Below are 24,999 nucleotides of genomic sequence, written 5' to 3'. Positions count from 1 at the left end.
ACTCTCGGCCGCACCGAAATTTCGGACACGGCGACTTTCACGAGGTCGGTTCGTCGCCCGCGCCGGAATCGCCGCGCTCGGCTTCCTCGGCTCGCTCGCGCGCTTCGGTCGCCTCGAGCTGCGCCATCGGATCGTCGAAGTTTCCCCTCTCCCCACCGCCGAGGACGCGATCGACGAACATGCCGGGATTGTCGAGGTCGGACGAGTCCGGCAGCAAGTCGGGGTGAGCCCAGACACCGTCGCGGGCGTCGATGGTGGACTCCGAGGTGAGACGGCGCCAGAGCTGGGCAGCCTCGCGCACCTTGCGGGGGCGTAGTTCGAGACCGACGAGGGTCGCGAATGTCTGCTCTGCCGGTCCACCGCTGGCACGTCGGCGCCGGAGTGTCTCGCTCAACGCCGCGACTCCGGGCAGGCGGTCGTTCAGTGCGGCAGACACGACCACCTCGACCCACCCCTCGATGAGGGCGAGGAGCGTTTCGAGACGCTCGAGGGCCTGCTTCTGCTCCGGCGTGGTCTGCGGTTCGAATGCGCCTTGCTGGAGGATGTTCTCGAGCTGCGAGGGGTCGGTCAGTGCGGACGGGTCGAGTCCCTTCGCCATGTCTTCGATGGCGGAGAAGTCCATGGTGATTCCGCGCGCGTACTCCTCGACGGTGGCGAGGAGTCGTTGCCGCAGCCACGGGACATGGCTGTAAAGGCGCTGGTAGGCGGCCTCCCGGGCGGCGAGGAAGACGAGAATCTCGCGGTCGGGCTGTTCGAGGCCCTTGCTGAACCTTTCCACGGCGGCGGGAAGAAGTGCTCCGGTACCCGCCGGGCCGAGGGGCAACCCGATGTCGGTGGAGGTCAGCACCTCTTTCGACAGCTGGCCGAGAGCCTGGCCCAACTGTGACCCGAACGCGAGACCCCCCATCTGGCTCATCATGCCGAGCATGGGTCCGGCCATCTGCTTCGCCTCTTCGGGCAACCCCTGCACCCACATTCCCGACACCTTCTCGGCGACGGGATCACACAGCCGCTTCCACGTGTCGAGGGTGTTGTCGAGCCAGTCGTTGGGCGTCCACGCGACGGTTCTCGTCGCTCCGGCAGGCAGGGTCGTCGCCGCATCCAGCCACAGTTCGGCCAGGCGCGACGCGTCGGCGATCGCCTCCGAATTACCCTTGGTGATCGGTGTGACCGACCCCATCTGCTGGCGCGCGAGCTTCTTCGCGATCTCGTAGTTGACCGGCCCGGTCTGCTCGCCCGAACCCATCGACGACCCCATGCCGCTCAGCATCTGACCGAACTGGGTGAGCATCTGGCCGAGGGCCGCCGGATCGAAATCACCCGAGGGGAAACCACCCGCCCCGAAACCGAAGTCCCCGGGGCCGCCCGCATTCTTGGCGCTGTCGGGCCCGGACTGGTCTCCCTTGTCCTTGTCACGGTCGGGATCGTCGTCGGAGTTCGAGAAGCCGAACGGCATATTGCTCATGACTCAACGGTACAAGGCCGACAGTCCCGGGGTCCCTCTCTGCGTCACGCTGACGGCGAACACGCCCGCGGTCGCGCGGGGTGACGGCGGCTGCGCGCTCTACCCTGGTCCAGGTGAATCGACGGATAGTGACACTCCTGGCTGCCCTTGCCCCGATCGTGGTGCTCGGAGTGCTGGGAACGGTCATCACGGTGCCCTATGTGGCCCTCGGTCCCGGCCCGACCTTCAACACGCTCGGCGAAGTGGACGGCGAAGAGGTGGTCGCCATCGAGGGGGCCGAGGTGGACGACACCACCGGGCACCTCAACATGACCACCGTGGCAGTGCGCGACAACCTCAACGTGTTCGAGGCTTTCGGTCTGTGGGCCAGCGGGCGCCAGGGAATCGTTCCCCGCGAAGAGGTGTACCCGCCGGACAAGTCGAAGGACGAAGTGAAGCAGGAAAACGACGCAGACTTCCAGCAGTCCGAGAACAGCGCCGAACTGGCAGCCCTTCATTTTCTCGACAAGCCGGTGGCGCTCGAGATCGCCAAGGTCGGCGAGGACGGCCCGTCCAGGGACATCCTGAAGCAGGGCGACAGGCTCGTCAGTGTCGCGGGCACACCGGTGTCCACGGTAGGTGACGTCCAGCAAGCCGTGGCCGACACTGCGCCGCAGACGGAGGTGCCGGTCGTGGTGGTCCGCGACGGCGTCGAAACTTCCGTCCCGGTGGTCCTGGGCGCGCGCCCGGACGACGGGTCGAAAGGCTATCTGGGCATCACTCCGGAGGAGTCGCCGGACGTCCCGTTCACCGTCGACTTCAATCTCGCCGACGTCGGCGGCCCGTCGGCGGGACTGATGTTCGCGCTCGCGCTGATCGACAAACTCAGCCCGGGTGAACTGAACGGCGGCAAGTTCGTTGCGGGCACCGGCACGATCGACTCCGACGGAGACGTCGGGCCGATCGGCGGTATCAAGTACAAGCTGATCGCCGCGAGCGAGGCAGGCGCCGAGACGTTCCTCGTTCCCGCGATGAACTGCGACGAGGCGCGACAGGGTGCTCCCGACGGGCTGCGGTTGGTGAAGGTCGAGAACCTCGACGGGGCGGTCGACGCACTCGCGGGCGTCAACTCCGGAGCCGACGCGCCCCACTGCTGACACCGGCCCGGCTGGTCGTCGGCTGAGACCGGGGCCGGTCTAGTCGTCGTCCTCGGCTGCGTCGAGGGTGGCGTACAGGGCGCTGACGAGGTTCGGTGCCAGATTCTCGTATGTCAGCAGCTCGATCGGCGCGTAGGGATCGACGTCCTCATCCGGTCGCAACTGCATCAGGCACAGCGACGGTCCGTCTCGCAGTACCGCTGCGATCAATCGGGCGGATCGACGGTCGGGATGGGACTCGGCGGCGGCCCGCGCGGCGTCGTCGGCGGCGTCCCGATCGGACAGCAGGGGTACTAGTGCCTCGTCGAGGTCGGATTCCGCCTCGGGCGGCAGAATGACGATTTCCTGCACCAGCGCGCATCCCGCCACCGATTCCGGCCAACTGGTGGTGGCAAGGAACTCGTCGAGAGCGCGTGACCCGCCGGAAATGTCGTCGGGAAACGGATCCTGTTCTATGGGAGTCAATTCCGCACCGTCGGCCAGCTGGTCGAGCAGGCTGGGTTCGGCGGCGGCGAGAAGCTCGGTCGGGACGAGTGCGAACATCTGCGGGGGCTGATCCCACCCTCCTGCATCGACGAATTCGACGACCTCGCGCACACAACGGGCAAGAGCGTCCGACTCCGGGTTCACATTCTCTTCACTCACGGACTCATCTTCGCACCCTCCGAGGAGGACCGGCGGTCGCGTCCGCCCGTTGTTACGTAGAGTGGGACGAAACGGTCACGCCCACGCAGTCGGGTGTGGACGGCAGAACGGTGCAGTTGATCGCGGCGCGTCAGCGTCGCCGAGTCGTTGGAGTGTGGCACGTGGGCATGCGGCCCCCCGCAGGATTACCGTCGTTGTCCAAACGCAGTCGAGTGCTGCTGGTGCTGGCGCTTGTCGCCGCTGCCCTGCTGTTGGTGGGCCCACGGCTGATCACGACCTACACGGACTGGTTGTGGTTCGGTGAAGTCGGCTTCCGGGGCGTCTTCACCAAGGTGCTCGTCACCCGGCTCCTTCTCTTCCTCGTGGTCGGCCTGGTTGTCGGCGGAATCGTCTGGCTGGCACTGCTGCTCGCGTACCGGTCGCGTCCCGTGTTCGTCCCGGTCTCGGGGCCGAGTGATCCGGTGGCGCGGTACCGGACCACCGTGATGACGCGTCTGCGTCTGTTCGGGTTGGCCATTCCGATTGCTGTAGGCCTTCTTGCCGGGCTGATCGCGCAGTCGAGCTGGGTCACCGTGCAGTTGTTCATGAACGGTGGCGCGTTCGGGGTCACCGATCCCGAGTTCGGCCTGGACGTCGGTTTCTACACGTTCGATCTGCCGTTCTATCGTTTCGTTCTCAACTGGCTGTTCGTCGCAGTGCTGCTCGCCTTCTTCGCAAGTCTGGTGACGCACTACATCTTCGGTGGGCTCAAGTTGGCTGGCCGGGGAGGTGCGCTCACCAACGCAGCCCGTGTCCAGCTGGCCGTGCTCGCCGGCACCTTCATCCTGCTCAAGGCGGTCGCCTACTGGTTCGATCGCTATTCACTTCTGTCGAGCAGTCGTAAGGAACCCACCTTCACCGGCGGTAGCTACACGGACATGAATGCAGTGCTGCAGGCGAAGCTGATCTTGCTCGCCATCGCGGTGATCTGTGCCGGCGCCTTCTTCGCGGCGATCGTTCTGCGTGACCTCCGTATCCCGGCCATGGCTACCGCGCTCCTCGTGCTGTCGTCCATTCTGGTCGGGGCCGTGTGGCCACTGGTCGTGGAGCAGTTCTCGGTGCGTCCCAACGCGGCCGACAAGGAGAGCGCGTACATCGAACGCAACATCGCGGCCACCCGGCAGGCGTACGGCATCACCGATGACAAGGTCGAGTACAAGGACTATCAGGGGTATGGCACGCAGCCGCCACGAGACGTACCGGCAGACGTGTCCACCATCGCGAACACGCGCCTGCTCGATCCCAACATCCTGTCCCGCACGTTCACGCAGCAGCAGCAGCTCAAGAACTTCTACGGCTTCCCGCCGTCGCTCGACATCGATCGGTACGACATCGACGGCGAAGTGCGTGACTACATCGTCGCGGCGCGTGAACTGTCGTCGAAGAGCCTCACGGGTAACCAGACGGACTGGATCAACAAGCACACCGTCTACACCCACGGCAACGGACTGGTCGCGGCACCGGCCAACCGGGTCAACGCCGCCGCGGGCGAATCCGCCGAGGAGGCGGCCAACAGTAACAGTGGCTACCCGGTGTATATGGTCAGCGACATCGCGTCGCAGCAGGCCGGGAACCAGGTCATCCCGGTCGAACAGCCACGCATCTACTACGGCGAGGTCATCGCGGACACCGATGCCGACTACGCCATCGTCGGTGGTGCAAACGGTTCCGATCCTCGCGAGTACGACACCGACCAGGCGCGGTACCGCTACACCGGGGCCGGGGGTGTTCCCATCGGGAACTGGTTCAACAGGCTGGCCTTCGCAGCCAAGTACACGGAACGCAACATCCTGTTCTCGGGTGCTATCGGCTCGGATTCGAAGATCATCTTCAACCGCGATCCCCGCGAGCGTGTCACGCATGTGGCACCGTGGCTCACGGCCGACGGGGATTCGTACCCGGCGGTCATCGACGGGAAGATCGTGTGGATCGTCGACGCCTACACCACGTTGGAGAACTACCCGTACGCGCAGCGCAGCTCCCTCGACGGACTCGTCGAGGACAGTATCGACCAGAACACAGGCCGATTGCTTCCGCGGAAAGAGGTCTCGTACATCCGGAACTCCGTGAAGGCCACCGTCGACGCGTACGACGGAACCGTCAAGCTGTACCAGGTGGACGACAACGATCCCGTCCTCGATGCCTGGATGGGAGTGTTCCCCGGGGCAGTGGAAGCCAAGGACTCGATTCCCGAGGAACTGGGCGCGCACTTCCGTTACCCCGAGGACCTCTTCAAGGTTCAGCGCGAAATGCTGGCCAAGTACCACGTCGACGACCCCAAGGAATTCTTCACGAACAACGCCTTCTGGTCGGTGCCGAGTGATCCCACGATCGACACGAGCGCCAATCAGCCGCCGTACTACGTCCTCGTGGGCGACCCCGAAACCGGGAAACCGTCGTTCAACCTGACCAGTGCGATGGTGGGTTACAGTCGCGAGTTCCTGTCTGCCTATCTGTCGGTCAAATCGGATCCGGAGGACTACGGCAAGTTCACCGTGCTCCAGTTGCCGACGGATACGCAGACCCAGGGTCCGCAGCAGACACAGAACTCGATGATTTCCGATCCGCGGGTGGCTTCGGAACGAACTCTGCTCGAGCGTTCGAACAAGATTCAGTACGGCAACCTACTGACGTTGCCCATCGCCGACGGCGGGATCCTGTACGTCGAGCCGATGTATACGGAGCGGAGTTCGACCGGCCAGAACACGTCCACGTTCCCGCAGCTGTCACGGGTGCTCGTGAGCTACCGCGAGCCACCGCCGAGTAACAGCGTTCGCGTCGGCTACGCCCCCACGTTGGCCCAGGCTCTTGACCAGGTCTTCGGTGCGGGCACCGGTGCGGTGGCAACGGCGCCCAGCGCGCAGGAAGGCACACCCCCCGACCCCGACGGGGGCACGCCGCCGGCGAGCCAGGGCGGGGCGCCCGCACCCGCGGCACCCGCGCCGCCGCCGTCGTCGAACGTTGCGGCCGCCGTCGCCGAGCTGGATGCGTCGCTGGATGCTCTGACTGCGGCTCAGCGCAGCGGTGACTTCGCCGCATACGGCGACGCCCTCGCTCGCGTACAGCGGGCGGTTGCCGCCTACGAGGCCATCCCCAAGTAAGCCTCACGACAAGTACGAACGACGAGGCCCTGTCATCCGAGCGGATGACAGGGCCTCGTCGTGTACTGGTCGATCAGCGCAACGCGGCGATCAGCTGCGGGTTCGCATCGATCAGCTGCTGGAATTGCTGTCCGAAGCCGTTCTGCTCGGCGAGCTGACGAGCGGTGTCGATCCCTTGCTGGGCGATCGGCTGAGCCGGTGCGGGCACCTCGGTGACCGGTGCCGGCGCCGGGGTGGGCTCGGGGGCAGGGGCCGGGGCCTCGGCGACGTCGCCACCACCGGTGGTCAGGTACTGACCGCAGGTCGGCCATGCTCCGGGGCCCTGGGTCTGGAGGACGTTCTCGGCGACGCGGATCTGTTCGGCCTTGCTGGCGTTCGACGCCGTGCCGGTGCCGCCGTTGGCCTCCCAGGTGCTCTGGGAGAACTGGAGTCCGCCGTAGTAACCGTTTCCGGTGTTGATGCCCCAGTTGCCGCCGCTCTCACACTGCGCGACACCGTCCCAGTTGTGGGAAGCAGCCGAGGCGGTGCCGGTGCTCAGTCCGAGCGGGACGGCGACGACAGCACCGGTGACGGCCATCCAGCCGAGGGCACGCTTGCTGAAGGTGGAATTGGTCATGTGGGGTAAATCCTCTCCGCGCTTGCTGGCGTGGCCGGCCTGCGGGCGACGTTCTCGTCGTTCCCGGCACGTGTACCGGTTGCCACGTCCCTGCCCCTCGAAGGTTTCGGGGATTACCGAACCCGCGGGGCAGAGCTGGCAGCGGCGGGTCGGCTTGTGCCCGGTTGTTTCGGGCCGAGAGCGACCGTACGGGAGCTTTGCCGCCGATTCACCCGGCGATTTTGTGGTACGCGGGTACAGCACCAAGCCGGGAATTCCGGCGTATCTGCTGGTAGACCCGTGGCGAGACCAATTCGGAGCCGCGTCGTTACCTTCGCGTTATGTGGTGCGGATCACGACATTATTGTGGAGTAGCTCACGTCAGCGTGTCCGCGAATTCCGTTGTCCGGCAGCCTTCGAGCACGCGCGCGACGCGAGAGTGCCCTGCGCGCAGCCGTACTGCACGCAGGGCATCGTTCGATCGCGGTCAGCGGATCAGAGGTACTGACCGCAGACCGGCCAGGCGCCCGGGCCTTGAGTTGCCAGAACATTCTCGGCCACCCGAATCTGCTCTTCGCGCGAGGCGTTGGAAGCGGTGCCGCTGCCGCCGTTGGCCTCCCAAGTGCTCTGAGAGAACTGGAGTCCGCCGTAGTAGCCGTTTCCGGTGTTGATGGCCCAGTTGCCGCCGCTCTCGCATTGTGCGACTGCGTCCCAGTTGCCGGAGGCGGCCGATGCTGTACCGGTGCTCAGTCCGAGCGGCACGCCGACGACTGCTCCGGCGAGTGCGATCGCGCCCATGGTCCGCTTGACGATGCTGGTGTTGGTCATAAGTCTGTTTCCTCTCCGCAATGTGCTGACGAAGTACGTCACGTGTCGGCTGGTGTGCCGACCCTGGTCGGTTTTCGTCCCTGCCCCTCGAGGTGTCGGGATTCCGAATCCGCGGGGGCAGGTCGAGCTGCGGCGGGTCGGCGTTGCCCGGTAGTTTCGGGCTGGCAACGAACGTACGCGTCGATCACGGAATGGTCACGGGGTCGTCTTTTGTGACGCCCGTCCAAATAGTGGGACGTATGGTTGGGGTTTCCGCAGGTCGGAAGGTGAGAAATGGTCACGGAGACCGTTACAGAAATTCGCTAGAATGTGACGAGCATCATAACGTTCCGGTAACGCCTGTCACGGTTGTGGTGCTGGAAAGTAGCCGATGGGAGAGCTGCATGGCCGCTGTGGACGTCGAGACTCAGGCCACGATTGCGCGACCACGACACGAGGTCGCGGCGTACGCGTCGAACCCGGGAAATGCGACCGCGTGGTACGCGAATATCACCGAGGTGAAGGGTGATTGCGGGGGCCCTGTGGAGACGGGCGCCGAGTTCGCCTTCGTCGCCGAGTTCTTGGGGCGACGTCTCGTGTACACCTACGAGGTCGTCGAGCACGTACCGGGCACGCGCCTCGTGATGCGCACCGCTGAGGGTCCCTTCCCGATGGAAACGATCTATGAATGGGAAGACGTAGCAGACGGGAAGACGAGAATGACCCTGCGCAACCGCGGGGAGCCGTCAGGGTTCGCCAGGATCGGCGCGCCGGTGTTGTCCCGCGCCATGCGCCGAGCCAACAACAAGGATCTCGCCCGCCTGAAGGGCATTCTGGAAGCCGAACCCGGCGATTCGTGATCGCCTGCTCGGCCCGCCGGCGATCCCTCGGGGGCGGCCGTCGAGGCGATTTGCTTTCCGTTCGTTCGCTCGTGTAACTTTGTTCATGCAGCGCGGGGTGGAGCAGCTCGGTAGCTCGCTGGGCTCATAACCCAGAGGTCGCAGGTTCAAATCCTGTCCCCGCTACCACTGAAGAACGGCGTCCTGAATTCCAGGGCGCCGTTCTTCGTTGTGTATGGCTGCGCTCAGGGCTCCATCTCGATGAGCGCCCTACGGAGCAGTTTGCCGGTGGCGTTGCGGGGGAGTTCGTCGATGAACACGATGTCGCGCGGAACCTTGTACCGGGCGAGATTCGACTTGATGTATGCCTTCATCTCCTCGGCATCCTTCGCGGACCCCGGCGCAGGGACGACGAATGCCCGGAGCCGATGCCCGAAATCGGCATCTTCGACACCGATGACGGCTGCCTCGATCACGTCTTCCCTGTCTGCGAGGAGATTCTCGACTTCGAGGGGGTAGACGTTCTCGCCACCGGACACGATCATGTCGTCGTCGCGGCCGTCGACGAAGAGCAGTCCGTTGCGGTCGAAGTGGCCCACGTCGCCGGTCGAGAGCAGGCCGTTGATCCGTTCCTTGTCGCGGCCGTCGGTGTAACCGGAGAAGCTGAGCCCACTGGCCACGAATATTCGTCCGACCGTTTCCGGCTCGGTGATCCGTTGTCCCGCTTCGTCGTACAGTTCCACGTGGCAGGTGACGGGCGGACGGCCGGCGGTGCCGGGGGCCAACGCGAGGTCGGCGGGTGTCGCCACGGTGGCAACGGCGACCTCGGTGGACCCGTAAAGGTTGTGCAGAACGTGTCCGAACGCTGCGGTGGTCCGTTTGCACAGATCGGGGGACAGCGACGACCCGGCCGCGAAGATGATGGTCAGGCTCGAGGTGTCGTACTTCGCCAGGGTGTCCGGGCCGAGGTCGATGATGCGCTGCAACATGGTGGGAACAACGACGAGAACGTCACAACGGTGCTTCTCCACCAGGCGGATCGTGTTCTCCGGGTCGAACTTTCGGTGCATGACCACCGTTTGGCCGAGGGCGAGCGCGAGCGCGAACTGCGAGACGCCCGTTCCGTGGAACGCGGGCGCGGCCATCATCATCGTCTGCCCGCGCCGCAGGGGAACCCGGTCGAGGAATTGGGCGGACGCCAGCGGCGAGGTGTGGCCCCGCGGCGCACCTTTCGGCGTTCCGGTGGTGCCGCTGGTGAGGAGAACGAAACCACCTTCGGTGGAAGGGGCCGGGACGGGGCCGCGATCGACGCCGTCGATCAGGTCGTCGAGGGTGCGCACCTGAGACGCGGAGCCGTCTTCTGCCCACGATCGGTACGAGGTGACGTCATCGCGAAGTGTCTCGGCGACCTGTCGGAATTCGTCGTCGTAGACGAACGCTTCGATCTGCTCGCGGGCGGCCACGTCGACGAGCTGCGGCCGTGCGAAACCGGTGTTCATCAGTACCAGGCGGGTGCCGTTCTTGGCGGCCGCGAGCATGGTGAGTACCAGGCCGCGGTGATTGCGGCACATACATCCCATGACGGACCCTGGGGTGATGCCCTCTGCCTGCCACGCGCGCACCAGGGCGTTCGACTGCTCGTCGATGTCGATATAGGTGAGTGGCCCGCGCTCGTCGATCAACGCCACCGCGTCGAGTCGGGCCTCGGCGTGAGCGTGCACCGGACCCGCGAACGGGCCGTATTTCCGGACTGCCAGGAGGGAACGAATGCCCTGGTCGACCCGGGGGAACGGCACGAGGCCGGAGCGGTTCATCACCCGAACGGCTCCCGCGGTGTCCGCGATCTTGGTGAGAAGGTGCTGAGCTGGCATGGATGCCCCTTCCGGCGTGACGGATGTCACGTTCAGACTAGAGGACGGTCGGTGTCGGGTACTGCCGATACGGCGGTCCTGGTCACCGGATTTCGGACACGAAGAAGCCCCCGCCGCAGGTGACCGCAGCGGGGGCTACACCCCTCGTTGAAACTAGTCCTGGTCTGCTACTTCAATTCGGCAGACGACTTCCCCAGCAGGCGGCGGGCCACGATCAGCTGCTGAATCTGCTGTGTGCCCTCGAAGATGTCGAGGATCTTCGAGTCGCGAGCCCACTTCTCGAGAAGCGGACGCTCGGAGTATCCCCACGTGCCGGCAAGTTCGACGGCCTTCACGGTTATCGCTGTTCCGGTGCGACCGGCCTTGGCCTTCGACATGGACGCTTCGAGTGAGTTCGGCTTCTTGTTATCGGCCATCCACGTGGCGCGCAGCGCCAGCAGGTAGGCAGCTTCCCAGTCGGCCTCGAGCTGCAGGAATTCTGCGGCGGCCGCGTGCTGGTTGTATGCCGGAATGTCGTAGGAGATCTCGACTCCCGCGTCGGTGAGGATGTGGCGCAGTTCCTCGAGTGCAGCGCGGCCGAGTCCCACGGCCATGCCGGCGACGATCGGACGGGTGTTGTCGAACGTCTGCATGACGCCGGCAAAACCCTTCTCGACGTTCACCTCAGGCGTGCCGAGGAGGTTGTCCTTCGGAATCCGGCAGTCCTGCAACAGTAATACCGCGGTGTCGGACGCCTTGATCCCCAGTTTGTGCTCGAGACGCGCGACGCTCAGTCCCGGTGCATCCCGGGGGACGACGAACGATTTGATCGCTGCCCGGCCCTTGGTCTTGTCGACCGTGGCCCATACGACGATGTGCGTGGAACGTTCACCGGCGGTGACGAAGATCTTCTCACCGTTCAGGACGTACTCGTCGCCGTCGAGCACCGCCGTGGTGGTGACCGCGGCGGAGTCCGAACCGAAGCCCGGTTCGGTGATGGCCATCGAGGCCCACACCTTGCCGAACCGCTCGAGCTGCTCGTCGGTGGCGACCGCGGCGATCGCAGAGTTGCCGAGCCCCTGGTACGGAATGGCGAGTGTGAGTCCCACGTCGCCCCAGCAGGTCTCGATCACGTTCATCAGCGAGGACATGTTGCCCCCGTTGACGTTTCCGATGACCTTGGGCTCGTCACCGCGCCCGAGGGCAGCGCCTGCGGCACCCTTGCCGGAGTCGTTGAGCCCCTCCACCATGGCGGCCATGGTGTCGAGTTCCTTGGGGTAGGCGTGCTCGGCGAGGTCGTACTTGCGCGAGATAGGCCGGAAGATCTCCGCAGCGACCTGATGTGCCTGGTTCGCGGAGGCTTTGAGCTTCTTGGGAAGTTCGAGGTTGATCATGACTGTTTCCTTAGTTCGAATCCGGCCGCTCAGATCAGGACGATGCCTTCGGCAACACCGATGGCGCGAAGGTCGCGGTACCAGCGCTCCACGGGGTGTTCCTTCGTGTAGCCGTGGCCGCCGAGCAACTGCACGCCGTCGAGGCCGATCTGCATTCCCTTCTCGGAAGCGAGCTTCCGGGCGAGTGCCGATTCGCGGGCGAACGAGAGGCCCTGTTCCGCCCGTGAAGCACCACGCAGCGTGACCAGACGCATTCCGTCGAGCTCGATACCGATGTTGGCGACCATGAAGGCCACTGCCTGACGGTTGCTGATCGGCTCGCCGAACGCCACCCGCTCGTTCACGTACGGGATGACATAGTCGAGCACGGCCTGGCTGGTGCCCACCGCGAGCGATGCCCAACCGAGGCGGGCGAGGCGGATGGCGTCCGCGTACTCGGCCTTTCGCACATCGGCGTCACCGTCTCCGAGCAGCGCCGACTCCGGCACCGCCACATCGGTCAGCTCGAGGCGGCCGAGTCCGGCGGCGCGCAGACCCATGCTCGGATCGGCTTCGACTACGAGTCCCTTGGAGTCGGCCTCGACGATGAAGAAGGACGGCTTGCCGTCCAGTTCTGCTGCCACGATGAACAATTCGGATGTTGCGGCAGCCGGAACCAGGCTCTTCACTCCGTTGAGCCGGTATCCACTCGGCGAGCGGACCGCCTTGGTCTGCAATGCGAACGGATCGAACAGCGCCCGTGGTTCGTTCACGACGACGGCGGCATTGGGAACCTGCTCGCCGGTGAACGCGGGAAGGTACGTCTTCTGCTGGGCGTCGGTACCCCATTGCGTCAGGGCTACCGCGACGCCACTGGGAGCGAGGATCGGAAGCGCGAGGCCCATGTCTCCGTGCGCCAAGGCCTCGGCGACGAGCGAGTTGGTGACGGCTCCGCGCTCACTGGCCGCGCCGTCGAGTTCCTCCGGGACGTTGATCAGGGTGATACCGAGTTCGGCGGCGCGCTTCACGAGATCGGCCGGGGCGGCCGCGGCCGCGTCGGCGTCGTGGCCGGCAGGGCGCAGGATCTCGGCGGCGAACTCCCGCACCGTCTCGACGATCATCTGCTGCTCGTCGGTCGGGGTCAGGTCGAAATAGCCCGCTGCAGCGCTCGGATTGTCGGGGAGCCGTTTCGGCGCGCCCCCGCCGGACACCTTCTTGAAACCGCGGGTGGCGGCACCGAGGGTTCGGAAACCCGTCTTCGTGCCTTCGTAGGTCACCCGATCGATCGTCTGACGCAAGTTGTACTTCTCTGCCAGATCGGAACCCGTGATCTTCGTCAACACTCGCATCGCGGCACCCATGGCGTCGCGCCTGACGGGGTTGAGTCCGACCGCGGACGTGTCGCGGGGCTTCCGCTTTCCGCTGTCGTGGGGGGCAACTGTGTCTTGCTTGCTCATGATCACCAGCTGTTTCTCGGTGTTCGGGCGTGGACACCAGCTATCTTACTCAGCAGTAAGGTTGGTGTCTACTATTGAGTAAGTTCCGGGCGTCAGGCCCCTGAACGGCGAACGGCCCGGCCTGAAGTTCCAGGCCGGGCCGTTCGCCGTTCGGCGACGTCAGTGCGCGTGCAGGTGGGGCTTTCGTAGGCGGTCGAGGACCTCGTCGTGCAGCCGGCCGTTGGTGGCCACCGCGCTTCCGCCGTGCGGTCCGTCAGCACCGGCGAGGTCGGTGAAGCGCCCGCCCGCCTCCCGGATCAGTACATCCAGCGGAGCGAGGTCCCACAGCGAGACCTCGGGTTCCGTGGCGATGTCGACGGCGCCCTCGGCGAGCAGACAATAGGAGAAGAAGTCGCCGAAGCCACGGACCCGCCAGACGTCGTCGGTGAGGGAGAGGAACTGCTCGCGGGTGCCGAGATCTCTCCACCCCGACAGGCTCGAGAACGTGAGACTCGCCGATTCGAGTCGGTCCACGGCGGAGACGGAAATACGGCTCGGCGCGGCCCCTCCGAACGAGGCCCAGGCGCCGGCGCCCGCGGCTGCCCACCATCGGCGAGCCAGTGCAGGAGCGCTGACCACGCCCACGACGGGCACTCCGTCGTCGAGGAGGGCGACGAGAGTTGCCCACACGGGAACGCCGCGGACGAAGTTCTTGGTCCCGTCGATCGGGTCCACCACCCACTGACGCCCCGAGAATTGGGCGTCGCCGCCGAATTCCTCACCCAGCACGGCATCGCTCGGGCGCTCCGATTCGAGCGTCGACCGGACCGCCCGCTCCACCGCCAGGTCGGCGTCGGACACCGGAGTCAGGTCGGGTTTGTCGTCGACCGCGAGATCGAGAGCGCCGAACCGGGCCGTGGTGATCGCGTCCGCCTCGTCTGCAATGTGGAGTGCGAGCTGGAGGTCGGCGTCGAGGTCGGTCACGGTCGCACAGATTACTCGGCGGCGCCCGCCCCGCTTCAGTCGCTCGTGACTTCCCTGAGCTTTCCCGTGGCCACGTCGAACACGAATCCGCGTAGTGAGGTGGTGGCCGTGATGAAGGGACTCGACTCGATCCGGCGCAGCGACTGCCGGACGTCTTCGTCGAGGCCCGAGAATGCCTCGGGGGAACTGCGGAATGGGGAACGCACAGGCATGTGCGCACCCGTGCATCGAACGCCTGGCACGTCGGCGACCGCAAGGGTTCGACGTCGGCTGATCGGAAGGGGTGACTGCCGTTGCGCGCGGGGGTGAAATCGCCCGCAGAATTACCCGGTAACCTTGAACACCGTGCATCCCGACGTATCTGCAGAACTAGGCGAGCTCGACACCACCCTCCGTACCGTCGAATCGGTCCTGGATGTGGAGGAGCTGCGTCGCCGCATCGACGAACTCGAACACCAGGCGGCCGACCCTGACCTGTGGAACGACCAGGAGCATGCACAGCAGGTCACCAGCCAGCTCTCGCACTCGCAGGCCGAACTGCGCCGCGTCGAGGAGCTGCGCCAGCGGCTCGACGACCTTCCTCTTCTCTACGAGCTCGCGGAGGAGGATGCGGGTGCCGAGGCGCTCGCCGACGCCGATGCCGAGCGGGAGTCGCTGCGGGCCGACATCGAGGCCATGGAAGTCAAAACCATGTTGTCCGGCGAATACGACCAGCGTGACGCGCTGGTCAACATTCGATCCGGCGCAGGAGGTATCGATGCCGCAGACTGGGCCGAGATGCTGATGCGTATGTACATTCGGTGGGCGGAGAAGCACGGCTACGGGGTCGAGGTCTACGACACCTCGTATGCCGAGGAGGCCGGAATCAAGAGCGCGACGTTCGCGATCAAGGCGCCGTATACCTACGGCACCCTGTCGGTGGAAATGGGCACCCACCGCCTCGTGCGAATCAGCCCCTTCGACAACCAGGGGCGTCGGCAGACATCTTTCGCCGAGGTGGAAGTCCTGCCGGTCGTCGAGACCACCGACCACATCGACGTGAACGAGAACGACGTCCGCGTCGACGTCTACCGCTCCTCCGGTCCGGGTGGGCAGTCGGTCAACACCACCGACTCGGCGGTGCGCCTGACGCACATTCCGACGGGAATCGTCGTCACCTGTCAGAACGAGAAGTCGCAGCTGCAGAACAAGGTGTCGGCGATGCGCGTCCTGCAGGCGAAGTTGCTCGAGGTCAAGCGGAAGGAGGAGCGCGCGGAGATGGATGCATTGAAGGGCGACGGCGGCAGTTCGTGGGGCAATCAGATGCGTTCCTACGTGCTGCACCCCTACCAGATGGTGAAGGACCTGCGTACCGAGTACGAGGTCAACAACCCGTCGGCCGTCCTCGACGGCGACATCGACGGATTCCTGGAGTCCGGCATCCGTTGGCGGATGCGCGAGAACCAGGCCTAGACGCCTATGGAGATCACCGCAACCATGTTCGCTCCCACCCGGAATCTCCTCGACTGGCTCAGCTCCACAGGGCTGGCCGTGTCGTTGACGGTGCTCGGTGCCCTGCTGATGGCCAGACTCGTCAGCTGGGGCGGCGAGAAGATCACCGACCGCATCGACAACAGTTACATGCAGGGCGACGCCCTGGTCCGATCCGAGACCACCAAGCACAGACACTCGGTGGCTCAGGTGATCACCTGGGTGGTCATCACCATCATCTATGTCATCGCCACCATGAAGGTGCTCGATCAGCTCAGCTTGCCGATCGGCAGTCTCGTGGCGCCGGCCACCGTTCTCGGTGCGGCGCTGGGTTTCGGCGCGCAGCGTGTGGTCCAGGACATCCTCGCCGGATTCTTCATCATCACCGAACGCCAGTACGGCTTCGGTGACACCGTCCGGCTCGCCGTCACCGGGTCCTCGGACGATGCCGAAGGTGTCATCGAGGATGTGACGCTGCGTGTGACGCGCATGCGGAACACCGACGGCGAAGTCATCACCGTCCCCAACGGACAGATCGTCAAGGCGATCAACCTGTCGAAGGATTGGGCGCGCGCCGTGATCGACGTTCCGGTGCCCGCGGCCGCCGACATCAACCAGGTCAACGAAGTACTGCACCAGGTCGGCGTCGAGGCATATGCGGATCGCGGACTGAAGAAGCTGCTGCTCGACGAGCCGACGGTGATGGGTGTCGAACGCCTGACCGTCGACGAGGTGAGCGTTCGTATGGTCGCCCGGACCCTTCCGGGTAAGCAATTCCAGGTCGGGCGGGCTCTCCGGGTGCGCGTCGCCAGCGCGATGCGCAGGCAGGGGATCACCGTGTCCCCGGACCTGCAGACCGTCCGGGTGGGGGAGGACGCGGTATGAGTGAAGAACCGAGGCGCGGACTCGATCGGATCCTGCACTCGCATGTCCTTCCGTCGAAGCTGTTCGGCGGACGGGTACGGACGTCGACGCTGGTGCTGTGCTTGCTGTGGGTGGCGCTGTACACCCTGTACACCTCGCTCAATCCCGCCGAGGACGCTGGACAGGCACCCCCGCCGGCCCCGACCATCACCACTCCCGTGCCCAGTGAGGAACAGGTTCCGGTGACATCACTGCCGTCGTCGACGGTCGACACCCCGACCGAGACCACCGAGACGACGGAGTCGACCACTACCGAGCCGACGCCCCAATCCACGCCTGGGTTGACGATGCCATCGCAGAGCACGCAGCCGACCACGACCACGCAGCCGTTCGGATTGCCGCAACTCTTCCCCGCTCCGGCTGCACCCGGGACGCCGACGACGATGTCCCCGGTCCCGACCGCGCCCAGCTCGCAGACGGGACCATGACGCTCGGCCTGCGCTTCACTTGGTCACTGTTCGATAACGTCTAGACTGGCTCCTCGTGATCAGCGTCGAGAATGTGTCGAAGTCGTACAAGACCTCCACGAGACCCGCCCTGGACAAGGTGAGCGTCGAAGTGGACAAGGGTGAGTTCGTCTTCCTCATCGGCCCGTCGGGCTCGGGCAAGTCGACCTTCATGCGTCTGCTCCTCAAGGAGGAGTCACCGACCTCGGGCGACATTCACATCGCCGATTTCCACGTCAACAAGCTGTCGGCTCGGCGGGTGCCCAAGTTGCGGCAGAGCATGGGCGTGGTGTTTCAGGATTTCCGGCTTCTGCAGAAGAAGACGGTGTCGGAGAACGTCGCCTTCGCTCTGGAGGTGATCGGAAAGCCGCGGGCGATGATCGCGCGCACGGTTCCCGAGGTACTCGAGATGGTGGGTCTGTCGGGCAAGGCGGACCGTTTGCCGACCGAACTTTCCGGTGGTGAGCAGCAGCGCGTCGCGATTGCGCGGGCGTTCGTGAATCGGCCGTTGGTGTTGCTGTGCGACGAGCCCACCGGCAACCTCGACCCGGAGACCAGCCAGGACATCATGTTGTTGCTCGAGAGGATCAACCGCACGGGCACGACCGTGGTGATGGCGACGCACGATCATCACATCGTCGACTCGATGCGTCGTCGAGTGGTCGAACTGGACCTGGGAAGAGTGGTGCGGGACGAAGCCCGAGGTGTCTACGGCGTGGGGCGTTAGCCGCCCGCCCTCCCTCGACGCCCGCCCGTCCGCAAGCCATTCGACGAAGGACTCCGATTACCGATGCGTGCCAGTTTCATTGTCAGTGAGCTCCTCACCGGACTCCGTCGCAACGTCACCATGACGATCGCGATGATCCTCACCACCGCGATCTCCCTCGGGCTGTTCGGAAGCGGACTCCTCGTGGTGCAGATGGCGGGCAAGACACAGCAGATTTTCCTCGACCGGGTGGAGGTGCAGATCTTCCTCACGGACGACATCTCCACCTCGGACCCTGGCTGCGAGGCGGAGATCTGCCGTTCGCTACGCGCGGAACTCGACGACACCCCGTCGGTGGTATCGGTGGAGTACCTCAACCGGGACGATGCCGTGAAGGACGCGACGGAGCGGGTGTTCAAGGATCAGCCCGAGCTCGCTGCACTGGTCAGCCCCGACAGCTTCCCGGCGTCGTTCAAGGTCAAGCTGAGCGACCCCGAACGGTTCGGAGTGATCAACGACCAGTTCGGTACCCGTCCCGGGGTCGAGAGCGTGCTCAACCAACGTGAACTGGTCGAGCGTCTCTTCAGCGTCCTCAACGGGGTGCGCAATGCGGCGTTCGCGATCGCCGTCGTGCAGGCGGTCGCCGCTGTGCTTCTCATCGCGAACATGGTGCAGATCGCGGCGTTCACCCGGCGGACGGAGGTCGGGATCATGCGGTTGGTGGGCGCTACCCGGTGGTACACGCAGTTGCCGTTCCTCCTCGAGGCGGTGGTCGCGGCGGTGATCGGTGCCGTACTCGCCATCGTGGGCCTGTTCACCGCGAAGAACATGTTCATCGACGACGTGCTTGCCGACGTGTACGAGGCGAACATTGTCGCCCGGATCTCCAACAGCGACGTGCTGTTCGTCTCACCCGTGCTCCTGCTGGTCGGTGTGGGCATGGCGGCGGTCACCGCCTACGTGACGTTGCGCTTGTATGTGCGCGAATAATTCGGTTTGCTCCCTCTCCTATGCTGGAGACAACGAACTGCTCATGAACATCGCGGACTGAAAGGCCCGGAACGTGAAGGAAAAGGGCCGCAAGGTCATTGCGACCAACCGCAAGGCGCGTCACAACTACGCCATCATCGACACCTACGAAGCGGGCATCGCACTCGTGGGAACCGAGGTGAAGAGCCTGCGCGAGGGAAAGGCGTCGCTCGTCGACGCATTCGCCACCGTCGACAACGGCGAGGTGTGGTTGCGATCGCTCCACATTCCCGAGTACACCCAGGGCACGTGGACCAACCACGCGCCACGGCGCACCCGGAAGCTGTTGCTACACAAGCGTGAGATCGATCACCTCGTCGGGAAGACGAGAGAGGGTAATCAGACCCTCGTGCCTCTGTCGATGTACTTCTCGGACGGCAAGGTGAAGGTGGAACTTGCGCTCGCGAAGGGTAAACAGGATTACGACAAGCGTCAGGATTTGGCCAAGCGCACCGCCGAACGTGAGGTGACCCGCGAACTCGGACGACGAGTCAAGGGAATGCGCTGACCGGCGTCCTGCTCGCGCTGGTCGCTGCCATCGGCTACGGCGTGAGCGATTTCGTCGGTGGAGTGGCCTCTCGGCGGGTGGCTGCACTGCGGGTGGTCATCGTCTCGTATCCGCTGTCGCTGTTGATCGTGCTGGTGATCGCGCCGTTCGTGGCGGGCACGTTCACCACCTCGTCCCTGTTGTGGGGCGCGGTCTCCGGCGTGGCCGGCGGTGTCGCCGTGTGGTGGTTCTATCTAGCGCTGGCAGCAGGCCCGATGTCGGTGGTGTCGCCGTTGACTGCCGTCCTGGTGGCAGGCATCCCTGTTCTCGTCGGTCTTGCCTTCGGGGAACGGCCCGGATCGATTGCGTACGCCGGGATTGCTGTCGCGCTCGTCGCCGTAGTGCTGGTCAGCCGAGAGTCACCCGACGAGACGGCCGGCGAGGTGGCGGGTGGGCGAGTGCTCACGTTCACGAAGTCCGTCGCGCTGCTGACCGTCGGTTCCGGTGTCGCCTTCGCCATCGCGTTCGTGGCGCTGCACCAGATCGGTGCCGAGGGCGGGTTGTGGCCCCTGGCCGTGTCGCGCGCCGCCGCCACAGCCGTGGTGTGGGTGGTGGCGCTGGCGTCCGGTCATTTCCTTCTGCCACACGGAGAGCCGATGAAGCTCGCCGTCTACGTCAGTTTCCTCGATGTCGCGGCCAACGCCGCAATGCTCTACGCATTCCAGGGCGGCTTGCTCTCCCTGGTCAGTGTGATCGGATCGCTGTACCCCGCAGCGACCGTGCTGCTGGCCATGGTGATGCTCGGCGAACGGGTGAGCAAGGTGCAACAGGCCGGAATGCTGCTGGCTCTGGCGGCCGTCGGGATGATCGCCGTCGCCAGTTGAGACCGCCCACACGCCGCTGCAGACAAGTGGGATGAAACCGCGCCGGGTTCGCGTTACACTGGGTGGCCCCCCGAGAGTCGTGGGGGACGTACGGGGCTGAACGGTTTCGACTGCGTACGTTGAGGTAGGGGAAGCGTGTCGGTGCAGGCAAGAGACCACCGTAAGCGTCGCTGCAAACATATAAGCGCCGATTCCAATCAGCGCGACTACGCACTCGCTGCCTAAGTAGCGACTGCGTGTCTGTCAGTCCGGGTTCGCCCTCGGCCCGGGTACTGGCATCAGCTAGAGGGCTTTACCGTTCGGCTCGGTCGCGGAGCCGAACGGGACAACTCACAGTGACTGGGATCGTCATCCTGGCTTGTTTGCGAGACTGGGAGATCCAAGTAGAGGCATAGCAAACTGCACACGGAGAAGCCCTAGCTTTGCTGCGTAGGACCCGGGTTCAATTCCCGGCAGCTCCACCCCGAATCCGGGCCGGACACCACACCAGGTGTCCGGCCCGAATCGTGTCCGCAAGGGAAGGAACGCCGGTGCCCGTGTCGAAATCCGTCCTCGTGGTCGCCGCGGGAGGAGCGCTCGGAGCCACCGTACGGTTCATACTGGCCCAGCAGTGGCCCGGTATCTGGACCTTTCTGGCCATCAACGTCGTCGGTTCGTTGCTGCTCGGGTACCTCGCCGAGATGCTCGGGCCGGACCGACCGTTGCGGTTGTTCCTCGGGGTCGGTGTCCTCGGCGGATTCACCACGTTCTCGACCTTTGCCGTCGATGCCGTGGGGGAGGATGCCGGACGCGCCGTGCTGTATGTGACGGCTACTCTGCTGCCTGCCCTCCTGGCGGCACGACTGGGCATGCTCGTCGGCCACCGCCATCGCCGGGCTCGTGGAGCGCTCGTATGACCCTGCTCCTCGTTGCCCTCGGTGGTGGGCTCGGATCCGCCGTCCGCTACCTCGCTGCGCGCTATGTGGTGCCGTACCGCAGCTTTCCCGTCGCCACGTTCGTGGTGAACATCAGCGGTTGCCTGATCCTCGGAATGGTGTCGGGCGCAGCGATGTCTGCGCAGCTGTTCGCGTTGTTCGGCACCGGTTTCTGCGGTGGTCTCACCACCTATTCCACCTTCGCAGTCGAGTCGGTCGGGCTCGCGCGTATCCGGCGCACCGTGACCTCGCTCCTTTACGTGGTTGCCAGCGTCGGCGCCGGATTGGGCGCCGCCTGGCTCGGCTTCCGATGGACGTATTGATCGCGGACTGTGCCGCGAGGGTGCAGGATGGGACCGATAGTCGAGTACGGCATCGTCGATGTGGAGGAGGTCTCGTGGCGCACGACAGGGCGGGTCAGGTGGCACTGCCGGAGGATCTGGTGGACATTGCGCATCTGGTCACTGCGTACTACAGCCGTGTGCCCGATCCCGAAAATCCCTTGCAGCAGGTGCTGTTCGGGACTTCCGGGCATCGCGGATCGAGCCTCGACTCCGCGTTCAACGAGGCCCACATCCTCGCCACGACGCAGGCCATCGTCGAATACCGGGCGTCGCAGGGTATCGACGGTCCGCTGTTCCTGGGTCGCGATACGCACGCGCTGTCCGAACCCGCCTGGATGTCGGCACTCGAGGTGCTGACCGCCAATGACGTGACGGTGCTCATCGATTCACGGGACCGCTACACGCCGACCCCCGCGGTCAGCCACGCCATCCTGCGGTACAACAGCAGCCGTCCCGAGTCCGAGGCGGACGGGATCGTGGTGACGCCCTCGCACAATCCGCCGCGCGATGGCGGATTCAAGTACAACCCACCACACGGGGGTCCCGCTGGTTCCGAGGCGACAACGATCATCGCCGACCGCGCGAACGAATTACTGCGCCGCGATCTGTCGGGAGTCAAGCGTGCGTCCGCGGAGCGGGCCATCCAGCGCGCCGAGCGATACGACTTCCTCCGCTTCTACGTCGACGACCTACCGAGCGTGCTCGACCTCGATGCCATTCGCCGCGAGGGAGTGCGGATCGGAGCCGATCCGCTGGGCGGTGCGAGTGTCGACTACTGGGGTGCCATCGCCGACACGCACCATCTCCATCTCGAAGTCGTGAACCCGCTCGTGGACCCCACCTGGCGCTTCATGACTCTCGATACCGACGGCAAGATTCGTATGGACTGCTCGTCCCCGGATGCCATGGCGTCCCTGATCGGAGCACGGGACCGCTTCGACATCGCCACGGGCAACGATGCCGACGCGGACCGGCACGGAATCGTCACTCCCGACGGCGGACTGATGAACCCCAACCACTATCTCGCCGTAGCCATCGACTACCTGTTCGCCCACCGGCCGGGGTGGGGTCCGGCGGTGCGGGTGGGCAAGACACTCGTCAGTTCGTCGATGATCGACCGGGTGGTCGACAGCCTCGGCCGCGACCTGCTCGAGGTCCCGGTGGGTTTCAAGTGGTTCGTCCCCGGACTTCTCGAGGGATCACTCGGATTCGGCGGGGAGGAGAGCGCGGGGGCGTCGTTCCTGCGACACGACGGCCGGGTGTGGAGCACCGACAAGGACGGCATCATCCTCGCGCTGCTCGCCTCGGAAATCACGGCGGTCACCGGTAAGACACCATCGGTTCGTTACGGGGAGCTGGCAGAGAAGTTCGGCAGTCCGGCGTATGCCCGTATCGATGCGCCCGCGACGCGGGAGCAGAAAGCAGTCCTGGCCAAGCTGTCGCCGGAACAGGTGACAGCAACCGAACTCGCGGGGGAGCCCATCACCGCGACCCTGACGACTGCTCCGGGAAACGGGGCACCGCTCGGCGGGTTGAAGGTCACCACGGCCAACGCGTGGTTCGCGGCCCGGCCGTCGGGGACCGAGGACGTGTACAAGATCTACGCGGAATCGTTCGAAGGTCCCGAGCATCTCGCACAGGTGCAGGCGGCCGCCAAGGAACTGGTGGCCGACGCACTGCGGTGACCCCGCGCCGAGGCGACCCGGGGTGAGTGTCTCTGTGTCGGCGGCTGCACATAGCATCGATTCCCGATGAACACTCGTGAAGCTGGGCCGCTCTCCGGGACCAAACCCCGACTTCCCTCGGAAATCTGGGTGCTGGTGTCGGCCAGCTTCGTCATCGCACTGGGTTTCGGCATCGTCGCGCCGGCGCTGCCGCAGTTTGCGCGCAGCTTCGACGTCAGCGTGACGGCCGCGACGGTCGTGATCTCGTCCTTCGCCTTCATGCGGCTGGTGTTCGCCCCGCTCAGTGGGCGGCTGGTGCAGAAGTTGGGGGAGCGCCCGGTCTACATCACCGGTCTGTTGATCGTTGCGGCGTCCACGGCGGCCTGCGCGGTGGCAGGTGACTACTGGCAGCTGTTGATTTTCCGCGCACTGGGCGGGATCGGCTCGACGATGTTCACCGTGTCCGCGATGGGTCTCGTCATCCGGATCGCACCGGTCGACAGTCGCGGCCGGGTATCCGGGTTGTATGCCACGAGTTTCCTGCTGGGCTCGATCAGCGGACCGCTCGTCGGCGGGCTGCTCGTCGGATTCGGTCTGCGTGTCCCGTTCGTCATCTACGCCATCGCCCTCGTCATCGCCGCCGCAGTCGTTTTCATCAGCCTCAAGGGGTCGCATCTCACCGCACCGGACGCCACCGCTGCGGGGGCCGCCATGACCTTGCGGGAGGCTTTGAGATCGTCCGTGTACCGCGCCGCGCTCGGATCCAACTTCGCCTTCGGTGGGGTCATCTTCGGCGTACGGGTCGCGATGGTCCCGCTGTTCGTCGTCGAGGCGCTCCACCGCGAGGAAGCGCTCGCCGGAATCGCACTCGCCGTGTTCGCCGTCGGCAACGCTCTGGTCCTCATCGTGTCGGGACGGCTTTCCGACACCTACGGCAGGAAGCTGTTCGTCGTGCTCGGCCTCCTGGTATGCGGGGCGAGCACCGTCGGCATGGGACTCAGCGAGGATCTCGTCGTTTTCCTCGTGCTCTCCGGTGTCGCGGGTATCGGGTCCGGCATCATGAGTCCCGCCCAGCAGGCGGCCGTGGCGGACGTCGTAGGTGCGAAGTCGCGTGGCGGGCCTGTGCTCGCCACGTTCCAAATGGTGGCCGACGTGGGCGGCGTTCTCGGTCCGGTCGGCGCCGGTCTACTCGCCCAGCACCTGTCCTACGCAGTCTCCTTTGCCGTTACAGGTGGTGTGATGCTCGTCGCCGCAGCAGGCTGGTTGCTGGTGCCGAACAAGCCGGCCCCGAAGGTGTCGGTCAAAGCGCTCTGACCGGCGACGTCTGTACTCTCGTTTCGGTGTGGATCAGTATCGTCTCCCTCGTCGCCCGCGTGTCCCTCGCCGCCGTCTGGCTAGTCTCCGGCGCGCTCAAGGTGGCAGATCCCGCACAAACGATCGTCGCGGTTCGCGCCTACCAACTGCTCCCGGAAGACCTCATCCGTCCCGTTGCCAACGCCCTACCATTCTTCGAAATCGCCCTCGGACTACTGCTTCTGATCGGGCTCGGGGTCCGGGCCACGGCGGTCGTGTCGGCGGCCCTCCTGCTCGTCCTCGTCGGCGTCATCATTTCGGTGTGGGCGCGTGGCCTGTCCATCGACTGCGGCTGTTTCGGCGGAGGGGGAGCGGCCGACGTCGATGGCTGGGACTACACCAAGGAAATCCTGCGGGACATCGGATTCCTCGCGCTGGCGGCCTGGTTGATCGTGTTCCCCCGTACTCCGTTCGCGCTGGGGCTCGCGTCGCGGGCGCCTTTCTCAGTGGCCCCTCAGCCGACGATGGCAGAGTAAGCACCTGGTAAATCGATCCGACATCGAAGGAC

General features: G+C 65.3%; 22 protein-coding genes, 1 tRNA gene, 1 other RNA gene and 2 pseudogenes. 17 read left to right on the top strand and 9 right to left on the bottom strand.

What is annotated here, in order from left to right:
* Positions 1-37: 37 nt before the first annotated feature.
* Positions 38-1,465 carry a zinc-dependent metalloprotease gene (locus CBI38_RS18925; protein WP_109331186.1) on the bottom strand — a complete coding sequence of 476 codons (1,428 nt, stop codon included), beginning with the start codon at positions 1,463-1,465 and terminating at the stop codon, positions 38-40.
* 113 nt (positions 1,466-1,578) lie between these two features.
* On the opposite strand from CBI38_RS18925, the gene CBI38_RS18920 reads away from it, so the two are divergent.
* Complete coding sequence (locus CBI38_RS18920; RefSeq protein WP_204164772.1) at positions 1,579-2,601, top strand: YlbL family protein; 1,023 nt, start codon at positions 1,579-1,581, stop codon at positions 2,599-2,601.
* A 39-nt stretch (positions 2,602-2,640) separates the two neighbouring features.
* Here CBI38_RS18920 and CBI38_RS18915 read toward each other — a convergent pair whose 3' ends face one another.
* A complete protein-coding gene (locus tag CBI38_RS18915; protein ID WP_109331178.1) occupies positions 2,641-3,246 on the bottom strand; it encodes a PPA1309 family protein in 606 nt (201 codons plus the stop codon).
* A 161-nt stretch (positions 3,247-3,407) separates the two neighbouring features.
* Here CBI38_RS18915 and CBI38_RS18910 point away from each other — a divergent pair, with 161 nt between their 5' ends.
* On the top strand, positions 3,408-6,386 hold the full coding sequence (locus CBI38_RS18910; protein ID WP_204164771.1) for a UPF0182 family protein: 2,979 nt from the start codon (positions 3,408-3,410) through the stop codon (positions 6,384-6,386).
* A 73-nt stretch (positions 6,387-6,459) separates the two neighbouring features.
* Here CBI38_RS18910 and CBI38_RS18905 read toward each other — a convergent pair whose 3' ends face one another.
* Positions 6,460-7,002: a transglycosylase family protein gene (locus tag CBI38_RS18905; RefSeq protein ID WP_109331177.1), complete on the bottom strand. Its 543-nt coding sequence runs from the start codon at positions 7,000-7,002 to the stop codon at positions 6,460-6,462.
* A 477-nt stretch (positions 7,003-7,479) separates the two neighbouring features.
* Positions 7,480-7,809: pseudogene (locus CBI38_RS18900) on the bottom strand (transglycosylase family protein); the annotation flags it as partial.
* 383 nt (positions 7,810-8,192) lie between these two features.
* Here CBI38_RS18900 and CBI38_RS18895 point away from each other — a divergent pair.
* Positions 8,193-8,648, top strand: coding sequence for an SRPBCC family protein (locus CBI38_RS18895; protein WP_109331175.1), 456 nt, complete (start codon positions 8,193-8,195; stop codon positions 8,646-8,648).
* Between the two features lie 91 nt (positions 8,649-8,739).
* Positions 8,740-8,816: transfer RNA gene (locus CBI38_RS18890), tRNA-Met, on the top strand.
* A gap of 56 nt (positions 8,817-8,872) precedes the next feature.
* Here the strand turns inward: CBI38_RS18890 and CBI38_RS18885 are convergent.
* From CBI38_RS18885 to CBI38_RS18865, 5 genes and pseudogenes are all read right to left on the bottom strand, one after another.
* Entirely contained in the window at positions 8,873-10,498 is a 1,626-nt protein-coding gene (locus CBI38_RS18885; RefSeq protein WP_109331174.1) for an acyl-CoA synthetase, read from the bottom strand.
* Positions 10,499-10,665: 167 nt separating this feature from the next.
* The gene (locus CBI38_RS18880; protein ID WP_109331172.1) at positions 10,666-11,871 is read right to left on the bottom strand and encodes an acyl-CoA dehydrogenase family protein; all 1,206 of its coding nucleotides are present in this window, start codon (positions 11,869-11,871) and stop codon (positions 10,666-10,668) included.
* A gap of 29 nt (positions 11,872-11,900) precedes the next feature.
* On the bottom strand, positions 11,901-13,313 hold the full coding sequence (locus tag CBI38_RS18875) for an acyl-CoA dehydrogenase family protein (RefSeq protein WP_109331166.1): 1,413 nt from the start codon (positions 13,311-13,313) through the stop codon (positions 11,901-11,903).
* Positions 13,314-13,466: 153 nt separating this feature from the next.
* Positions 13,467-14,270, bottom strand: coding sequence for a histidinol-phosphatase (gene hisN, locus CBI38_RS18870; protein ID WP_109331165.1), 804 nt, complete (start codon positions 14,268-14,270; stop codon positions 13,467-13,469).
* A gap of 35 nt (positions 14,271-14,305) precedes the next feature.
* Positions 14,306-14,455 (bottom strand): annotated as a pseudogene (locus CBI38_RS18865) (carbonic anhydrase); the annotation flags it as partial.
* A gap of 160 nt (positions 14,456-14,615) precedes the next feature.
* Between CBI38_RS18865 and prfB the strand changes: the two are divergent.
* The 13 genes from prfB to CBI38_RS18800 all read left to right on the top strand — a co-directional run bounded on the left by prfB (position 14,616) and on the right by CBI38_RS18800 (position 24,967).
* On the top strand, positions 14,616-15,722 hold the full coding sequence (gene prfB, locus CBI38_RS18860; protein ID WP_109331164.1) for a peptide chain release factor 2: 1,107 nt from the start codon (positions 14,616-14,618) through the stop codon (positions 15,720-15,722).
* A gap of 6 nt (positions 15,723-15,728) precedes the next feature.
* Entirely contained in the window at positions 15,729-16,625 is an 897-nt protein-coding gene (locus tag CBI38_RS18855) for a mechanosensitive ion channel family protein (protein ID WP_109331161.1), read from the top strand.
* Positions 16,622-17,092, top strand: coding sequence for a hypothetical protein (locus CBI38_RS18850; RefSeq protein ID WP_109331160.1), 471 nt, complete (start codon positions 16,622-16,624; stop codon positions 17,090-17,092). The genes CBI38_RS18855 and CBI38_RS18850 overlap by 4 nt, the downstream gene beginning before the upstream one ends.
* 55 nt (positions 17,093-17,147) lie before the next feature.
* A complete protein-coding gene (gene ftsE / locus CBI38_RS18845) occupies positions 17,148-17,837 on the top strand; it encodes a cell division ATP-binding protein FtsE (RefSeq protein ID WP_109331159.1) in 690 nt (229 codons plus the stop codon).
* Positions 17,838-17,900: 63 nt separating this feature from the next.
* A complete protein-coding gene (gene ftsX, locus CBI38_RS18840) occupies positions 17,901-18,806 on the top strand; it encodes a permease-like cell division protein FtsX (protein ID WP_109331156.1) in 906 nt (301 codons plus the stop codon).
* 73 nt (positions 18,807-18,879) lie between these two features.
* Positions 18,880-19,353 carry an SsrA-binding protein SmpB gene (gene smpB / locus CBI38_RS18835; protein ID WP_109331155.1) on the top strand — a complete coding sequence of 158 codons (474 nt, stop codon included), beginning with the start codon at positions 18,880-18,882 and terminating at the stop codon, positions 19,351-19,353.
* 8 nt (positions 19,354-19,361) lie between these two features.
* Positions 19,362-20,216, top strand: a complete 855-nt coding sequence (locus tag CBI38_RS18830; RefSeq protein ID WP_109331151.1) for a DMT family transporter — start codon at positions 19,362-19,364, stop codon at positions 20,214-20,216.
* A gap of 92 nt (positions 20,217-20,308) precedes the next feature.
* Positions 20,309-20,680: a transfer-messenger RNA gene (gene ssrA / locus CBI38_RS18825) on the top strand.
* 66 nt (positions 20,681-20,746) lie between these two features.
* On the top strand, positions 20,747-21,112 hold the full coding sequence (locus CBI38_RS18820; protein ID WP_109331150.1) for a fluoride efflux transporter FluC: 366 nt from the start codon (positions 20,747-20,749) through the stop codon (positions 21,110-21,112).
* Entirely contained in the window at positions 21,109-21,453 is a 345-nt protein-coding gene (gene crcB / locus CBI38_RS18815) for a fluoride efflux transporter CrcB (protein WP_109331149.1), read from the top strand. The genes CBI38_RS18820 and crcB overlap by 4 nt, the downstream gene beginning before the upstream one ends.
* Before the next feature lie 74 nt (positions 21,454-21,527).
* Complete coding sequence (pgm, locus tag CBI38_RS18810) at positions 21,528-23,159, top strand: phosphoglucomutase (alpha-D-glucose-1,6-bisphosphate-dependent) (protein WP_109331148.1); 1,632 nt, start codon at positions 21,528-21,530, stop codon at positions 23,157-23,159.
* A gap of 66 nt (positions 23,160-23,225) precedes the next feature.
* A complete protein-coding gene (locus CBI38_RS18805) occupies positions 23,226-24,452 on the top strand; it encodes an MFS transporter (protein ID WP_109331147.1) in 1,227 nt (408 codons plus the stop codon).
* Positions 24,453-24,478: 26 nt separating this feature from the next.
* Entirely contained in the window at positions 24,479-24,967 is a 489-nt protein-coding gene (locus tag CBI38_RS18800) for a MauE/DoxX family redox-associated membrane protein (RefSeq protein ID WP_109331146.1), read from the top strand.
* The last annotated feature ends 32 nt before the right edge of the window (positions 24,968-24,999 follow it).

The sequence above is a fragment of the Rhodococcus oxybenzonivorans genome, from assembly GCF_003130705.1.
GTDB classification, from domain to species: Bacteria; Actinomycetota; Actinomycetes; order Mycobacteriales; family Mycobacteriaceae; genus Rhodococcus_F; species Rhodococcus_F oxybenzonivorans.
Note: the sequence above shows the minus strand (reverse complement) of the source record. Positions and strands in the feature narration are given on the sequence as shown.

Coding starts and splice junctions, on each gene's coding strand:
- CBI38_RS18855 (WP_109331161.1), top strand. CDS start 15,729: ATGGAGATCACCGCAACCATGTTCGCTCCCACCCGGAATCTCCTCGAC.
- ftsX (WP_109331156.1), top strand. CDS start 17,901: ATGCGTGCCAGTTTCATTGTCAGTGAGCTCCTCACCGGACTCCGTCGC.
- CBI38_RS18925 (WP_109331186.1), bottom strand. CDS start 1,465: ATGAGCAATATGCCGTTCGGCTTCTCGAACTCCGACGACGATCCCGAC.
- CBI38_RS18850 (WP_109331160.1), top strand. CDS start 16,622: ATGAGTGAAGAACCGAGGCGCGGACTCGATCGGATCCTGCACTCGCAT.
- CBI38_RS18895 (WP_109331175.1), top strand. CDS start 8,193: ATGGCCGCTGTGGACGTCGAGACTCAGGCCACGATTGCGCGACCACGA.
- CBI38_RS18905 (WP_109331177.1), bottom strand. CDS start 7,002: ATGACCAATTCCACCTTCAGCAAGCGTGCCCTCGGCTGGATGGCCGTC.
- CBI38_RS18805 (WP_109331147.1), top strand. CDS start 23,226: ATGAACACTCGTGAAGCTGGGCCGCTCTCCGGGACCAAACCCCGACTT.
- crcB (WP_109331149.1), top strand. CDS start 21,109: ATGACCCTGCTCCTCGTTGCCCTCGGTGGTGGGCTCGGATCCGCCGTC.
- CBI38_RS18880 (WP_109331172.1), bottom strand. CDS start 11,871: ATGATCAACCTCGAACTTCCCAAGAAGCTCAAAGCCTCCGCGAACCAG.
- CBI38_RS18885 (WP_109331174.1), bottom strand. CDS start 10,498: ATGCCAGCTCAGCACCTTCTCACCAAGATCGCGGACACCGCGGGAGCC.